Consider the following 15,970-nt stretch of genomic DNA (forward strand, 5'->3'; position numbering starts at 1 on the left):
CTCTACTCAAATTCATCCCAGCCATCCAGCTGACGCCGCTCTTGTTGCATCTCTCGTTGGAAAATTTCCTCCAGCTCGCGCCGGGCTTCCCTGGCCCGAGAGATTTGTACCGTATCCGTGTGCATGGGGATCAGTTCCCGCAACATGCGCATATCCAGCCGCCGAAAATGCAACTGAGCGCGCTGAGCCTGGTGTGGATGCATCCCCAACGTAACCAGCGTTTTACGCCCCAACTCCAGCGCACTGGAGAACGTTTCGCGGGAAAACTGCGTCACACCGGCCTGTAATAACTCATGCGCCTCTACGCGTCCGCGCGCACGCGCAAGAATATGCAAATGCGGAAAATACTGTTGGCACAGTTCCACCAGCTTCATGGTGTCTTCAGGCTCATTACAGGTAATAACAATAGACTGTGCCGCCTCTGCACCCGCAGAACGCAACAGATCCACCTGCGTGGCATCACCGTAGTAGACCTTATAGCCATATTTGCGCATCAAATTCACCGCGCTAATATCCCGCTCCAGAACGGTAATCCGCATTTTATTGGCCATCAACAGACGACCAATAACCTGACCAAAGCGCCCAAATCCCACCACAATGACCTGCGGTTTATCATCTTCTACCCAGGGCTTTTCATCTTCTTCATCCGTGCCGTTAAACTGGCGGGAGAGCCATTTATCAATCAGCTTCATCACCAGCGGCGTAGTCATCATCGACAGCGTGACGGTCACCAGCAGCAGTGCCATTTGGTCGCCCTGAAACAGCCGTTGCGAGGATGCCGTTGAAAACAGCACGAAAGCGAATTCACCGCCCTGACTCAAAACCCCGGCAAACTGCATCCGTTCTGAGCTTCTCATGCCGTTAAGACGCGCCAGCACATACAGCACCAGCATTTTTACAACCACCAGCACTATCACGCTCGCCGCCACCCACAGAATATGGGTATACAGCACGCCAAGATTGAGCGACATGCCCACGGAGATAAAAAACAGGCCGAGCAGCAGACCTTTAAACGGATCGATTGCCGTTTCCAGCTCATGTCGGTATTCGCTTTCCGCCAGCAGCACGCCTGCGATAAACGTTCCCAGCGCCATCGACAGCCCCAGCGCATCCATAAATAAAGCCGAACCCAGCACCAGCAGCAGCGTGGCGGCGGTGAATACTTCCCGCACGCCAGAATCCGCAATAAAACGGAAAACCGGACGCAGCAAATAGCGCCCGCCAATCAGCATGCCGGCAAAGGCCAGCACCTTCATGCCCACTTTGATCCAATCAAAATGTTCGTCAGCAGACCCTGCCAGCAGCGGAACCAGCGCCAGCGCGGGGATAACCGCCAGATCCTGAAACAGCAGCACTGAAAAACCCAGTTGACCGGATTCACTGCGGTTCATGCCTTTTTCGCGCATCAACTGTAGCGCCATAGCGGTCGATGACATCGCCAGACCAATGCCGCCAACCACTGCCGCCTGCCAGGAGAACGCGGTGAGCATTAATAATCCTGCCAGCACCACCGCACTCAGCATTACCTGCGCGGCACCTACGCCAAAAATTGAACGCCGCAGTTGCCACAGTTTGGCTGGATTAAGTTCCAGCCCAATAATGAACATCAGAAACACCACGCCCAGCTCGGAAAAGTGCAGGATTTCATCCACATCGCTGATGAACCCTAATCCCCACGGGCCGATGGCGATACCCGCCAGCAAGTAACCCAGTACCGGGCCGATCCCCAGCTTTGAGGCCAGGGGAACTGCCGCCACCGCCGCGAAGAGGAATAACACTCCCGCCGTCAATAAATCAGAACCTTCCATCAGCGGCCTCCCACAGGGATCGGATTCGCCAGCCAGTCACCATACGCTTTCGCATGGCTGTCCAGCTCCTGCTTCGTTTGCCGCCTGGCCCAGTAGACGACAATAGGGCTCATCCAGTGCATGCGGCACATACCGGCCGTTAGCTCAAAAGGACGCAGTACATCGCTCATTGGATAACGGTTTAGCGCGTCATAGCGATAGGCGCTTTCCGGTTCTCCGGTAGTGATAACGCTCCGCCAATACTTTCCCGCCAGTTGATTCCCTCCGGGGCCGCTGGCAAATCCGCGGCTCAGTACACGGTCAAGCCACTCCTTTAACAGCGCCGGACAGCTATAGGTGTAAAGCGGATGCTGAAAAACAATCACATCATGCTCACGCAGCAGCGCCTGCTCATGCGGAATGTCGATAAAAAAATCAGGATAGTGCGCGTACAGGTCGTGCACGGTAACATTGCTGAGCTGCATGGCCGGTTTAAGCAGAACCCGGTTCGCAACCGAGTCCTGAGATTCCGGATGGGCATACAGCAGCAAGACTTTCGCTGGCTGGAACATCATCCCCCTCCCGGTTTTGTCTTTTGTCTATTTTCGACGTTTTGGGCTACCATTGCGCCTCGGTGCGGCAAACGGCCCACACATTACATTATCATAATGATAAATTAACATAGTCTGAACATACGGCGCCTTATGATTGTTTTCTCATCGTTACAAATTCGTCGCGGCGTGCGCGTCTTGCTGGACAATGCCACGGCCACCATTAATCCAGGGCAGAAAGTTGGTCTGGTGGGTAAAAATGGCTGCGGTAAATCTACCCTGCTGGCATTGCTGAAAAATGAACTCAGCGCCGACGCCGGAGGATTTACCTACCCGGGAAACTGGCAGCTCGCGTGGGTGAATCAGGAAACGCCGGCGTTGCCACAGCCCGCGCTGGAGTACGTGATTGACGGCGACCGCGAGTATCGTCAACTGGAAGCGCAGTTGAACGATGCCAACGAACGTAACGATGGACACGCTATTGCCACCGTCCATGGCAAACTGGATGCCATCGACGCCTGGACCGTGCGCTCACGCGCCGCCAGCCTGCTGCATGGTCTCGGCTTCTCCAACGAACAACTTGAGCGCCCGGTCAGCGACTTCTCCGGCGGCTGGCGTATGCGTCTCAACCTGGCCCAGGCGCTGATTTGCCGTTCAGACCTGCTGCTGCTCGATGAACCGACCAACCACCTGGATCTCGACGCGGTGATCTGGCTGGAAAGATGGCTGAAAAGCTACCAGGGCACGCTGATTTTGATCTCCCACGACCGCGACTTCCTCGACCCGGTGGTGGATAAAATCATTCATATCGAACAGCAAACCATGTTCGAGTACACCGGCAACTACAGCGCGTTTGAAATCCAGCGTGCGACCCGTCTCGCTCAGCAACAGGCAATGTACGAAAGCCAGCAGGAGCGCGTGGCGCATCTGCAAAGCTATATCGATCGTTTCCGCGCTAAAGCAACCAAAGCAAAGCAGGCGCAAAGCCGTATCAAAATGCTGGAACGCATGGAGCTGATTGCCCCGGCACACGTGGACAACCCGTTCCACTTCAGTTTCCGCGAGCCGGAAAGCCTGCCGAATCCTCTGCTGAAGATGGAAAAGGTCAGCGCTGGCTACGGCGATCGCGTCATTCTCGATTCGATCAAACTGAATCTGGTGCCGGGTTCCCGCATCGGCCTACTCGGTCGCAACGGCGCGGGTAAATCGACGCTGATTAAGCTGCTGGCCGGCGAACTGGCCCCCATCAGCGGTGAGATTGGCCTGGCGAAAGGCATCAAGCTGGGGTACTTCGCGCAGCACCAACTGGAGTTTTTACGCGCCGATGAATCACCCATTCAGCATCTGGCACGCATGGCGCCACAGGAGCTGGAGCAGAAACTGCGGGATTACCTCGGTGGATTCGGCTTCCAGGGCGACAAAGTCAGCGAAGAGACTCGCCGCTTCTCCGGTGGTGAAAAAGCGCGTCTGGTGCTGGCGTTGATCGTCTGGCAGCGCCCGAACCTGCTGCTGCTCGATGAACCGACCAACCACCTGGACTTGGATATGCGTCAGGCGCTGACCGAAGCGCTGATCGATTTTGAAGGTGCGCTGGTCGTGGTTTCGCACGACCGCCACCTGATTCGCTCCACTACCGACGACCTCTATCTGGTGCACGACAAGAAAGTCGAGCCGTTTGACGGCGATCTGGAGGATTACCAGCAGTGGCTGAGCGATGTGCAAAAGCAGGAAAGCCAGAGCGACGAACCGGCAAAAGAGAGCATTAACAGCGCCCAGGCGCGTAAAGACCAGAAGCGCCGCGAAGCGGAACTGCGTACCCTGACACAGCCGCTGCGTAAAGAGATTACCCGTCTGGAAAAAGAGATGGAGAAACTGCACGCACAGCTGGCGCAGGCGGAAGAAAAACTTGGTGACAGCGAACTGTACGACCAAAGTCGCAAAGCTGAACTCACGGCATGTCTGCAGCAGCAGGCTAGTGCGAAATCCGGGCTGGAAGAGTGCGAGATGGCCTGGCTGGATGCGCAGGAACAGCTCGAACAGATGCTGGCCGACTAACTTTGGGAAGATGATGATAAATCAGCTGACGACCAACGATATTACCTTCCGCAAGCTGACCATCTTCATGACCTTTATGGAGAAGGGTAACATCGCCCGTACCGCCGAGGCGCTGAACATCAGCGGCGTTAGCGTTCACCGTGCGTTGCACACGCTGGAAGAGAACGTTCGTTGCCCGCTGTTCGTTCACAAAGGGCGTAATCTTATCGCCCAGCCCGCAGCATGGACGCTGCTGGAGTACTGCCAGGAAATCACCCAACTGATGGAGCGCGGGCTGGAAGAGACGCGCAAAACGGCTGGCGTAGGCCAGGGTCGGTTACGCGTGGGTACGCTATACTCGCTGACGCTGGAGACGGTGCCGCACCTGATTATGGGCATGAAGCTGCGCCGCCCGGACCTGGAGCTGGATCTCACCATGGGCTCCAACGAAGCGCTGCTGAAAATGCTGGAAGACGGCGTGCTGGACGCCATCCTCATCTCCATTTCTGAAAGTGAAATCGACCGCAACAGCCTCGAAGTGCTGCCCCTGTTCCACGACGATATCTACCTCGCCGCACCGATGTCTGCGACGCTGGACGCCACCAAGAAGGCAGACCTGCGCCACTATCGCAATGAGAAATTTGTGTCGCTGGCGGAAGGGTTTGCCACCTATGCCGGTTTTCAGGAAGCGTTTCATATCGCCGGGTTTGAGCCTTCAATCGTCACTCGCGTCAATGACATCTTTTCGATGCTCAGTCTGGTACAGGCTGGGGTGGGATTCTGTTTGATGCCGGGGCGAATGAAAAAGATGTATGAGAATACCGTGAAGCTGCAAAAGCTTGCTGAGCCCTATCAGATGCAGCAGCTTATCGCGATCGTCTTTGCCCGTAATCGCGAGCGCGACCCAAGCCTGCTGGCGCTGGCCGCCGAAGGGCGCATGTACGCCAGAACGCTGAACCAGAACGCCTGATCGCCGGATGGCGACGCTACGCGTCTTATCCAGCCTACCGTGGGTGCGAGCCGTAGGCCCGATAAGCAAAGCGCCATCGGGCAATCACATCACGCACGCAGGCGCTTCGCCAGGTGCACAGCAACATCCACGCCGCTGCGCTCAAGAGAGATTGACTCCCCTTCCCACGCCGCCTGCCGCGTTAAGCAGGTCAGAATGCCACCGGGCGGCATTTCAATCGCCAGCCGCGCTTCACGTTCGTTAGCGGAGATAACCGCCTCCTGCCAGCGCACCGTCCGCGCCATATTCATCGCCAGATCGTCAGCAATACGTTCCGGCTGCCACAGCACGCGCCCAGTGCTGCCGCTCAGGTAAGCGTAGCGCGGACGGGAAAGCGTCACACGGCTAAACGCCTCAACCAGCTTGTGCGAGGGCTCGGCCAGCAGTTCACAGTGCGACGGCACGCTTACCGCCAGACGAGGCGCTTTACTGGCGCCTTTGGCCATCGCACGTTTCGCCACATCGGCCATTGCCTCATCGGGCCCGGCAATCACAATCTGCGTTTCTGCATTCAGGTTAGCGATATACGTCCCGCTTCCTGCCACCAGACCTTCCACCTGAGCGAGCGTCAGCCCCATAATCGCCGTCAGGCCGTAGCCGTGCGGATATGCCTGCTCCATTAAGTCACCGCGTAGTGCCACGAGCGTTAGCGCGTCGGCAAAATCGAGCGCGCCGGCAACCACCGCCGCCGGGTATGCGCCAATGGAAAGTCCACTGACGATATCGGGCGCCACGCCGCGACGTTCCAGCTCGCGCCCCCAGGCAACGCCAGCAATCAGCAGAGACAGTTGAACGGCTCGGGTATGATTGAGCGTTTCAGGGGTATCCAGCGTATCAACCTCAGCGCCCAGCACGTCACGTGCCTGGGCCAGCTCCGTCCCCGGAAGGTTTTGCAGCATACCTGCGTGCTGCGTCCCCTGCCCCGGGAAGGTAAACAGAATTTTCATGACTCCTCCCTGCCCCACGGATCGCGAACTAACTGCGGCCCCTGTGAGGTTTTTAACAGCGTTTTCCCATCGCGTAGCCATTCATTAAGCGCAAAACCACCACACGGGGTATCCACCTGGGTATCCGCCCGACACAACCCGCCCGCCAGCTGTTGCAGCCACTTCTCCAGCGCTTCTCGGGAGAGCGGCTGCGGCGCGCGGATAAGCAAGTCCAAATCGCTTGCCGCGTGGATAACCGGGATCCCGGTCGCCAGCGCATAGCCGGTACTGCCGGTAATGCCCCACGTCCACGGCCACGCCTGCTGCGCCAATAACAAAGCCACCTGAAGCGGTGGCTGAGAAATAAAGGGCGAGCGCAGCAGCGACAGCGGGTCCACCAGTGATTCCGGCGAGCAGACGCGAACAACCGCTTCCGCATTCACCCAACCGGCGGCGCGCTGGTCGCGCTTCATCCCGCGGACGCCCACGGGAATACGCCCCTGCGCATCAACATCACGTCGCACCACCACCGGCAGGCCGCTATGCCAGACGGTATCCACCCAGGTTTCCGTGACATCTTCCAGCGCGTCGCGCGCATTCAGCCAGATAAGGTCGTGGGGACGTAATGTTGTGCTCATGATTTAGATTCCTGAAGTCAGCGAGATAAACAGTGGCAGCGACAGGATACACAGTACGGAGCTCAACAGCAGCACGGCTTCTGCATCCGGCGACTGCACACCAAAGCGGTTACCGAATACCACGCCGAAGAAGCCAGCGGACAGCGCAATCATCAGGATAGCGGTAATCGCCACGGAACCATGCAGACCGAAAATCAGTACGATACCCCAGGCAATAGCCGGTTGAATCAGCAGCTTGGCGATGGTCGAGGTAATGACCACGGTATTGATCTGCAGTTTACGTGCAGAGAGGATCACACCGGTCAGGAACAGCGCCGCCGCGGTTGCAGACAGACCCAGCGGTTTGATCGCCGCCAGCACCAGTTCCGGCATTTTAATGCCAATCGCGGAGAGGATAACCCCCAGCAGCGGGCCCATTACGATAGGTTTTTTAATCGAGCGCCACATCAGCACCGGCAGCATAGCGAGCGTAGAACCGGAGTTACCGCCTTCCGCACGCGCTTTCTCACGTTCGAGGATCAGCAGGCAGAATGGCGTCATCAACACCGAACCGCAGGCGATGGAAACGGCAACGGACAGCGAAGTAGAAGACGTTTCACCCAGCACGCTACCCAGAATCGGCAGGCCCAGCGCGGCGTAGTTTGGCAGCGCGACGGTCAGCGTCAGTACGGCGGCATCCTGTGGGGATTTTTTGAAGACTTTGGTCGCCATAAAGTAGATAGCGGCATAGGTAATCCACATCGCCAGGGTCAGCACCACAATTAGCGGCGACTGAGCAACGATACCGGCCCATGGGGTTTGAACCGTGGCGCTAAACAACGCAGCGGGTAAAGCAAAGTCCATCACGAAGATATTGAGCAGGGAGACATTTTTGTTGTCCACCATTTTGGCCTTCCCGGCCCAGAATCCTAGTAGCATGATGACGAAAATCGGAGCAAGAGCATGAACAATTACGTAAGTCATATTTCACCTGTAATGAAAAAAAGTTAGCACTGGCGCGATGATTATTTTTTTCAGATGCTTCAACCCGCGCGGGTGCAGTTACTGCACCCGCGGAGCCGTACATCCGGCAGGTCTCTTTTTTACTTACCAGCTTGCTCGCATGCGTTCGCGTACGAGGGCAGAGCTGCGGCGATTGTCGGCACCCAGACGGCTTTTCAGCGTCGGGTCCTGACGAGCGTCGTTGATGGCCTGTTGCAGGGTGTTTTTCACCAGCGCCAGATCTTGTGCAGATGGCGCATCCGGGTTGCTGATATCCAGCAGATTTTCCAGCAGCCCCAGGGTGGCGTAGTTACTGATGTCATACGCCATCGGCGGAATGGTTGCCGCCAGTTTTTCCAGCGCTTCAACGGTACGCAGGGTAATGCGCGCCGCGGACTCTTTGCCCATCGCGTGGATCAGTACGCCTTTGTCGTTAAAAGCGATCAGGCGGTTTGCCTGATAGCCGTGCGCCAGAAACGCACCGGACATCGCTTTACCGACGATAAGGCCAATCACCGGGTGACCTGCCAGACGCGCATTGGCATACGCCGCTGCGGCACCGGCCAGCGCCTGGTGAATACCAAAGCCTTCTTCACGACGGCCATAGGCCTGGCTGGCGACGTCAATCACCGCCACAATCGGGCGTTTCACGGCGCGGTTGGCATCGGCGGCGATGGTTTCGCTCACCACTTTCGCCAGCGTCCAGCCTTCCAGCAGACCCACTTCGCCTTTGGTGGCGCGCGGATAGTGGTTATGAGCATCCGGAACGACGGCAATAAAACGCACGGTTTCACCGTTCAGTTCGCCATCAGCGGCCTGTACGGACGGGCACAGCCCTGCAATACGTTTGGCACCTGGAACCAGCGTTTCCAGCCATAATTCGCCACGGCTAATTACGTTACTCATCATTTCACCTCCCGGGCGAAGAGCGCTTTAATCTGTTCTGAATCGGCCTGTTTGCGGGTGTCGAAATGGCTCAGGCGATCGAGATACCAGTCGTAGTTATCGGTGCGATGTTTTGCCGGAACGCCTTTCGCCAGCGCTTCGTTCATGGCGGCTTTCACCGCGTTCACGCCGTCGTTAACCAACGCTTCAACCAGCCCGCTTTGGTAACGAACTTCACCGCCGGTCATGCTCCAGATAAACGGACGGTCGCGGGAGTCGTACTCTTCAATCCCGGCTTCCTGTTCAATGACCTGCGGGCCGTTCAGGCCGAGACGCGCTTCGCGGGTCACAATCAGATAGCTACACAGCGCCGCGGCGATAGACATCCCACCGAAGCAGCCCACGGTCCCGGCCACAATCCCGATAACGGGCGTGTAGCGACGCAGGTCAACAATCGCCGCGTGAATGTCGGCAATCGCCGCCAGGCCGAGGTTGGCTTCCTGTAAACGCACACCGCCGGTTTCCAGGCTCAGTACCGCTTGGGTAGGAATGCCGTTGCGGTTATCTTCCGCTGCCAGCTCCAACGCAGCCGCCATTTTGGCACCGGACACTTCGCCCATGCTGCCGCCCTGGAATGCGCCTTCAATCGCTACCACAACGGCTGGTTTGCCATTAATGGTGCCTTTGGCTACCACCATGCCGTCATCGGCCTGCGGGACAATGCCCTGCGCGCCCAACCATGGAGACATCACGCCTTCAAACGGGTCGAGAAGTTCACGGTAGCTGCCTTCATCCAGCAGCGCATGCGCACGCTGGCGTGCTTTTAATTCGATAAAACTGCGGTCATCACGCATAGCTCACCTCTTCAAAAACCTGTTCGATACGGATGCGCGCCACGCCCGGCGTCGCGCCGAAGTCGTGAATAGTCAGTTTGCCTGCTGGCAGGCTGCTGACCGTTTGCAGACGGTTGAACAGCGCTTCCCACCGGCGGGTGCTGTTATCGACAGAAGTGGTGATATCAATGGTTAACGTCTGGCTCTGGTCGGCGGTGAATAACACCTCCATATCCCCGGAGCCCACAACGCCTGCCAGCGCTTTGCCGCTTAAGGTGCGGCTGGCCGGTACGGTTAACGTAATGTGTTCCATAACATCCTCTTAATGCTTTAAATACGGCGATTCGACGTGGTTTCGACGCGATCGAGAAACAGCGTGGCGGCCAGAAGGTCAGCGGCACCGCCCGGTGAGGCATTCAGCGCCAGCATCTGGCTATCGAGCTCAGCTAATGCCGCCTGACCCGCCGGATGAGCGCTACCGCCAGCATTCAGCACCGCACGGGCACCGTCCTGCATGGCATCAAGCCCTTCCAGCCCTGCGCGAGACAGCACGCAGGTATCGGTCAGCGAGGTCATAATCGCCATCAGCGCATCTAACCGCGCATGCGTTTCGCTACTGCCGCTCATTCGGCTTAAACGCAATTGCGGCAGCGCGCGCTGCATCACGTGCGGAAACGCCTGCTGTGCTTCTTCGCGAGCGCCCGGTACGCGATAACGGTGCGTGGCGCGAAGTCCTTTGCTGAAGACTTTCGGCGCCGCGTCGTCCGGCAGCTTCGCCAGCTCTGCGGCGGTGGCGGCTATCTGCTGCGAGCCACCGGTACCACCGTGCATCGCGACGGCGCTCACCAGCAGCCCCAGCGCCCAAATCGCACCGCGGTGGGTATTCACGCCGTTGGTCGCGGCCATCATCCGCTGCTCGCCTTCACGGCCGAGTCGCCCTATGGTTTGTCTGAGCGCAATATCCGCTGGACGCTGCCAGCTTTGTTGCGCCAGCGCCTGAAACGTGGAGGTCAGGCTGTGCGCGGAGCGCTCCATTAGCGAAAGCGTAAGATCGTGGTGCGCGCCGTTCCCCCGACTGTCCACCAGACCGGGTTTCGGGCTTAATCGTGCTTCGTCAATCAGACACTGCGTGGCGGTTCGCGCCAGCCATTCGGCACCGCCTTCAACCTGAATCTGGGGCAGAAGTTTCATTACCAGCTCCGGAATTTCGCAGGTGGGTTGTAAAGACCGCCGGACCATTCCACCAGGTCAGCGACGCTACCGGCCGCCAGCAGCGAACGGGTGGCATCGGTACGACGAATGCCCATATCCTCCGGATAAACCACTTTGCCGCTCTGACGCAGTTCAGCAACGCGTTTAGCGTCAACGCCCAGGCCGATATCGGTGATACCCGCGACCGCCGCCACCATTGCACGGCGCTCTTCAAGATCTTTCGCGCGGTAGAGGTAGGCGATACCTTCTTCGGTCAGCACGTGGGTCACGTCGTCGCCGTAGATCATTACCGGTGCCAGCGGCATGCCGGAGGCTTTCGCCACGTCAACCGCGTCCAGTTTTTCAACGAAGGTTGGCTTCACGCCCGCCTGGAAGGTTTCGACCATCTGCACCACCAGTTTTTTACCGCGCTGCATTGGGTCTGGTTCGGTGATCATGTTCAGCCAGGCAGGCGTTGCATGACGGCGACCGTGTGGGTCATGGCCCATGTTTGGCGCACCGCCGAAGCCGGAAAGACGACCACGGGTCACGGTAGATGAGTTGGCGTAACTATCAACCTGTAGGGTAGAACCGATAAACATATCCACCGCGTACTGGCCTGCCAGTTGGCAGAAGGCGCGGTTAGAGCGCATTGAGCCGTCGGAACCGGTAAAGAAGATGTCAGGACGGGCGCGGATGTACTCTTCCATCCCCAACTCGCCGCCGAAGCAGTGCACGCTTTCCACCCAGCCGCTCTCAATGGCTGGAATCAGCGTTGGATGCGGGTTCAGCGTCCAGTGTTTACAGATTTTGCCTTTCAGGCCGAGCTGTTCGCCGTAGGTTGGCAGCAGCAGTTCGATAGCGGCGGTGTTAAAGCCGATACCGTGGTTCAGCGACTGCACCTGGTGTTCCGCGTAGATGCCTTTAATCGCCATCATCGCCATCAGGATGTGTTCCTGTTTGATCAGGCGCGGGTCGCGGGTAAACAGCGGTTCGATAAAGAACGGCTTGTCCGCCACCACCACGTAATCAATCCATGAGCCCGGAATATCAACACGCGGCAGGTCGCACTCGTCGTCCACCAGCTCGTTAACCTGTGCGATGACGATACCATCATGGAACGCGGCGGCTTCAACCAGCGCTGGCGTATCTTCGGTGCTGGCACCGGTGTAGAGGTTACCTTTGCGGTCAGCTTTAAAACCGGCAATCAGCGCCACGTTCGGCGACAGGTCAACGTATAGTCGGGAATAGAGTTCGATGTAGGTATGGATAGCGCCGATTTCCAGCAGACCATCTTCCAGCAGTTGCGAAATGCGCAGACTTTGGGTACCGGAGAAGGAGAAGTCCAGCTTGCGGGCGATCCCTTTTTCAAAGATATCCAGATGCTCGCTGCGCCCGACGCTTGGCATGATCATGTGCAGGTCGTGCACAATCTGCGGGTTCACCTCAGCCAGCATGCGGGACAGGAAATCTGCCTGCTTCTGGTTATTGCCTTCTAATACCACGCGGTCACCCGGCGCGATCAGTTTTTCCAGCATTGCGGTCAGGTCTGCGGTCGGCAGAACCTTGCCCTGCACCGGTACGGAAGCCAGACGTCGCTGTTTTTCGGTGCGACGAGTGTTCCAGACGCGTGCTGGTGTTTGCCCAGATAACATTATTAACCTCCTGATTCAGCTAATCATTTTGATTGCTTAACACTGGAAAGAGTGTGCACCCTGGTGAGAAAGTCATCAATTAAGCGTAGGAAAGAATCATTAGCCTGAGAGTAATAATTGAAGTAACCATTTGTGACGATGATCAATTCACGAGGGAGGGAGGAAGAAGCGGGTAACGCTACCCGCTGGCGGGAAATTACCTGTGTGTCGCCAGACGCTGGCGGATATCTTCAAAATGTTCACGGTTAAACAGCTTGCCGTTGAGAAAACGGGTTTTCAGCTCTCCTTCCTGCTCCTGCTCCCATGTTTGTTCATCATGCAGGCGCAATTCCCCCAGCTCATCACGTGCTACTCGAAGCAAACCGCGGGCAGAGCGCTTTAAGCCATTATCGGTTTTCGGCTCTTTGAAAATCGTCCGGCCTTTGCCATCGACTTCTCCCCACGTCGCTTTCATTGCAAAACCGAAGGTGTCACGCGTGTTGTACTGATAGGTAAAGGAACCCACGCCAAACACCACATTTGAACTGGCAAATCCTTTCGCTTCAAGACGACGCAGGATCTCATTCGCCCGCTCAAGGGTGATGGAATCGCCATAAATCAGCCCCACATGTGGGTCGAGCACCTTGTAGCCTTTAGCGTTAACCGTGCCGCCAAATATCTCCCACAGCACCTCCACAGAGCCTTTCTCCTGTGCCGTACGATCGGCTCGGGTATCCTCATTCGCACCTGTACCGCACAGAATCTCAACCGGATTACCGCTATCCGGACGGAATACCACTCGCCCTTCACGGGCCAGAATGATGTTCTTCAGTTCGCGGGTGTATTCCGTCAGCACCTGCCAGTAGTCCCAGGTATCGGAGACTATCGATACAAATCCCTGCGGATAGAGATCGGCAATCAGGCGGCGGAAGGTTTCAATCTCATGCTCGCGCTCACCCATACACATCACGCTGTGCTCGGTAGCCGGAATGCTGGCGCCGATAAAATAGGGTTCGCCGTCGGTGTAGTAATCGCGGGCGTACAGCAAAGATGGAATACTGTCGGTCCCTTTAAAGCTTAACAAATGCCCGCTACCCGCCTGCATGGTGTCCTGCAACCCGGACATGCCGCGGAAGGAAAAGTCATGGCACTGGAAGTCAAGGTGCGTCAGGTCGCTACAGGTTTTCTGTGCCCAGCGCGTGCAGATTTTGCGATAGTGGTGAGCAATCGTGGCGTTGGTTGACGCTTTCCACAGCTCGGCCGACAGCACAGTTTCCAGGTAATTCACCAGCCAGAAAAACTCGGGTTTGGTGTTGATAATGGTTAAGACCGGCACCGCCATCGGAACTTTGCTGCCTTCATCCAGCGCTTTGATATGTAGCGGCAGATAGCCCAACTGATGCAGGGCACGGATATGGTCCACCGCCACCGCATCTTTGCCGAGATAGCTGTCCATGACCTGTTTATATTCGCTAACCACCTCGTCTTCCGGACGGGCAAAAAACGCCTCATTAAACAGGTCGACTAAAAACCACTGCAAAAATCCCTGCAGGCCAAAAAATACCAGTTTGCCATCCGCCAACGGCGAGGAGAAAAAGCGATCGCTACGCGGGGTAAAGTTGGAATACACGCGGCTGGTTCCCTGCGGATATTGTACGCGGTGAGAAACTTTGTAGCCGTCGATAGCCAGAATCGGGTTCATTTTCATAATCAGCATCTCCCTCAGGCGCGGTAAATCGCGTCAATGTCGATAAGCTCAAGCTGCGGATGTTCCAGCGTCGGGGCAGCAAAAGAGGTGGTGGTGTAGATAGCATCAATACCGTTCGCAAACAGGTGTTCAATGCCCTTAGAAAAAAGACCATGGGTGACATACAGGCTGACGCTGCGGGCACCGGCGTCGCGTAGTACCTGTGCAGAACCAATGAACGTACCGCCTGCGTCGCACAGATCGTCAACAATCAGCAGATCCCGTCCCCTGACGTCTCCGGCCATTAACGCAAATCCCGTTAGCTTGCCGCTTGCCACATCACGTTTCTTGCTCAGAATGGCGTACTCCTCCACGCCGGCAGCTCTGGCAACAGTATCAATTTTCTTCAACGCTCCCGCGTCGGGGGCAACCAGCATCAGCGCGTTTTGCTGAAACAAATGCGATAAGGTCGCGCTCTGCAACAGGCATCGTTCTTGCCCAATTGCCACCAGGTTGTCGATTGCCGCAGCCGCCGCGTCACTGTGTGGGTCGAGCACCTTGACCTTGTCGAATTTCAATGTGTTGAGGTGACTGGCGAAGACTTTCAGCGCAAAACTGTCACCCGCCACCATATGCCGGTCCTGACGCGCCCACGGCAGCCAGGGAAGTTCGAGATGGCTGACCAGCACATCGGTCTGATGGCGAACCGCCTCCACCAGCTGCGCCAGCAGCATAAAATCGTTCATATCTCGCATTGCCACCGCGCGGATGCGCATCAGACGAGCAAACGATGGCAGTGTATCGGTGACTTTCAACCAGCCGGCGCCATCAGGAAAAACACCGCTGGCAACTGCGTAGGCCTGGTCGTCCAAAGTTAATGTCAGTTTTACGCTCATCGCTCCCACCCCTTAATTGTGTCCCTTCGACACAATTAATAATGTCCTTAAGACACATATTAAGCAAGCATAAAATGCATTATTTTTAGAACGACAGATAATCCACTGATAAGTAATGATAAAAAACGAACCTTGCCCCCCGGTGCCGGGCTGGTACACTTGTCAGCGTTACAAATCATCGTGAGTACCTTATGACCACCGAAGCCGACTACCTGAATCAGTACGACGCCAGCCGCTTCCCTTCACCTCTGGTGACGGTAGATAGCGTGTTATTTACCCTGCATCAGCAGGCGCTGTGCGTATTACTGGTCGAGCGGGCAAACCAACCGCAAAAGGGACGTTGGGGATTACCCGGTGGCTTTATTGATATCGAAAACGATGATTCAACCCGCGCCACCGCGCTACGCAAACTCACTGAAAAAACGGGCGTTTCGCCTTCGTGGCTGGAACAACTGGATACCTTCTCCGGGCCAGAACGAGACCCGCGCGGCTGGAGCCTGACGGTCACCTGGTTTGCGCTAATCGCTTGGGTAGACTGCGCGCCGCATATTGCCAGCGTCAGTAACGCCCGTTGGGTGCCGGTTGACGAGTTGAAAAACTATTCACTCGCGTTCGATCACGAGAAAATCATTACGGCGGCACTGCATCGCTTACGGCAAAAAACGATGTACTCGCTACTGCCCGTATACTGCTTGCCGGAGACATTTACCCATGGGCAACTGCTCGAAGCCACCGAGGTTATCCTTGGTCAGTCGATCCAGCGTAAAAGTCTGATTCGCCGCTTTGAAGCGTCAGGAATGTTTGAAGATACCGGAGAAAGCATGGCGACAGGGACGCGTAAAGCTCGCTTGTGGCGACGCAAACCCGACGTCGATTTTCATCTTTTCTCGCGTAACCTGCTGACTGACTAGCGACAAA

Annotated in this window: 15 protein-coding genes; 3 read left to right on the forward strand and 12 right to left on the reverse strand. The window is 56.8% G+C overall.

The window, feature by feature from the left end:
- Window positions 1-2: 2 nt before the first annotated feature.
- Both kefB and kefG read right to left on the reverse strand, forming a co-directional pair.
- The gene (gene kefB / locus E1B03_RS24230) at window positions 3-1,808 is read right to left on the reverse strand and encodes a glutathione-regulated potassium-efflux system protein KefB (RefSeq protein WP_043018546.1); all 1,806 of its coding nucleotides are present in this window, start codon (window positions 1,806-1,808) and stop codon (window positions 3-5) included.
- Window positions 1,808-2,359 carry a glutathione-regulated potassium-efflux system ancillary protein KefG gene (kefG, locus tag E1B03_RS24235; protein WP_133087262.1) on the reverse strand — a complete coding sequence of 184 codons (552 nt, stop codon included), beginning with the start codon at window positions 2,357-2,359 and terminating at the stop codon, window positions 1,808-1,810. The genes kefB and kefG overlap by 1 nt, the downstream gene beginning before the upstream one ends.
- A 132-nt stretch (window positions 2,360-2,491) precedes the next feature.
- Between kefG and E1B03_RS24240 the strand changes: the two genes are divergently transcribed.
- Window positions 2,492-4,393, forward strand: coding sequence for an ABC transporter ATP-binding protein (locus E1B03_RS24240; protein WP_133087050.1), 1,902 nt, complete (start codon window positions 2,492-2,494; stop codon window positions 4,391-4,393).
- A 10-nt stretch (window positions 4,394-4,403) separates the two neighbouring features.
- Window positions 4,404-5,342 (forward strand): LysR family transcriptional regulator, encoded by a 939-nt coding sequence (locus E1B03_RS24245; RefSeq protein WP_425456597.1) that lies wholly within the window; start codon window positions 4,404-4,406, stop codon window positions 5,340-5,342.
- Window positions 5,343-5,431: 89 nt separating this feature from the next.
- Here the strand turns inward: E1B03_RS24245 and mdcH are convergent, their stop codons facing one another.
- From mdcH to prs, 10 genes are all read right to left on the reverse strand, one after another.
- Window positions 5,432-6,328, reverse strand: coding sequence for a malonate decarboxylase subunit epsilon (gene mdcH / locus E1B03_RS24250; protein WP_133087051.1), 897 nt, complete (start codon window positions 6,326-6,328; stop codon window positions 5,432-5,434).
- Window positions 6,325-6,945: a malonate decarboxylase holo-ACP synthase gene (locus E1B03_RS24255; RefSeq protein ID WP_133087052.1), complete on the reverse strand. Its 621-nt coding sequence runs from the start codon at window positions 6,943-6,945 to the stop codon at window positions 6,325-6,327. Before E1B03_RS24255 ends, mdcH begins: the two co-directional genes overlap by 4 nt.
- Window positions 6,946-6,948: 3 nt before the next feature.
- Window positions 6,949-7,908 (reverse strand): AEC family transporter, encoded by a 960-nt coding sequence (locus tag E1B03_RS24260; RefSeq protein WP_103769611.1) that lies wholly within the window; start codon window positions 7,906-7,908, stop codon window positions 6,949-6,951.
- Between the two features lie 123 nt (window positions 7,909-8,031).
- The gene (gene mdcE, locus E1B03_RS24265) at window positions 8,032-8,832 is read right to left on the reverse strand and encodes a biotin-independent malonate decarboxylase subunit gamma (RefSeq protein ID WP_103769610.1); all 801 of its coding nucleotides are present in this window, start codon (window positions 8,830-8,832) and stop codon (window positions 8,032-8,034) included.
- The gene (locus E1B03_RS24270; protein WP_103769609.1) at window positions 8,832-9,665 is read right to left on the reverse strand and encodes a biotin-independent malonate decarboxylase subunit beta; all 834 of its coding nucleotides are present in this window, start codon (window positions 9,663-9,665) and stop codon (window positions 8,832-8,834) included. Before E1B03_RS24270 ends, mdcE begins: the two co-directional genes overlap by 1 nt.
- Window positions 9,658-9,957, reverse strand: coding sequence for a malonate decarboxylase acyl carrier protein (gene mdcC, locus E1B03_RS24275; RefSeq protein WP_103769608.1), 300 nt, complete (start codon window positions 9,955-9,957; stop codon window positions 9,658-9,660). Before mdcC ends, E1B03_RS24270 begins: the two co-directional genes overlap by 8 nt.
- 17 nt (window positions 9,958-9,974) lie before the next feature.
- On the reverse strand, window positions 9,975-10,835 hold the full coding sequence (locus E1B03_RS24280; protein WP_133087053.1) for a triphosphoribosyl-dephospho-CoA synthase: 861 nt from the start codon (window positions 10,833-10,835) through the stop codon (window positions 9,975-9,977).
- The gene (mdcA, locus tag E1B03_RS24285) at window positions 10,835-12,490 is read right to left on the reverse strand and encodes a malonate decarboxylase subunit alpha (RefSeq protein ID WP_103769606.1); all 1,656 of its coding nucleotides are present in this window, start codon (window positions 12,488-12,490) and stop codon (window positions 10,835-10,837) included. The genes E1B03_RS24280 and mdcA overlap by 1 nt, the downstream gene beginning before the upstream one ends.
- A gap of 196 nt (window positions 12,491-12,686) precedes the next feature.
- Window positions 12,687-14,177, reverse strand: a complete 1,491-nt coding sequence (locus E1B03_RS24290) for a nicotinate phosphoribosyltransferase (RefSeq protein ID WP_133087054.1) — start codon at window positions 14,175-14,177, stop codon at window positions 12,687-12,689.
- Window positions 14,178-14,191: 14 nt separating this feature from the next.
- Window positions 14,192-15,052: a ribose-phosphate diphosphokinase gene (gene prs / locus E1B03_RS24295; RefSeq protein WP_133087055.1), complete on the reverse strand. Its 861-nt coding sequence runs from the start codon at window positions 15,050-15,052 to the stop codon at window positions 14,192-14,194.
- A 191-nt stretch (window positions 15,053-15,243) separates the two neighbouring features.
- Between prs and E1B03_RS24300 the strand changes: the two genes are divergently transcribed.
- On the forward strand, window positions 15,244-15,963 hold the full coding sequence (locus tag E1B03_RS24300; RefSeq protein ID WP_103769604.1) for an NUDIX domain-containing protein: 720 nt from the start codon (window positions 15,244-15,246) through the stop codon (window positions 15,961-15,963).
- The last annotated feature ends 7 nt before the right edge of the window (window positions 15,964-15,970 follow it).

Origin of the sequence: Citrobacter arsenatis, from assembly GCF_004353845.1 — a bacterium.
Taxonomy (GTDB): domain Bacteria; phylum Pseudomonadota; class Gammaproteobacteria; order Enterobacterales; family Enterobacteriaceae; genus Citrobacter; species Citrobacter arsenatis.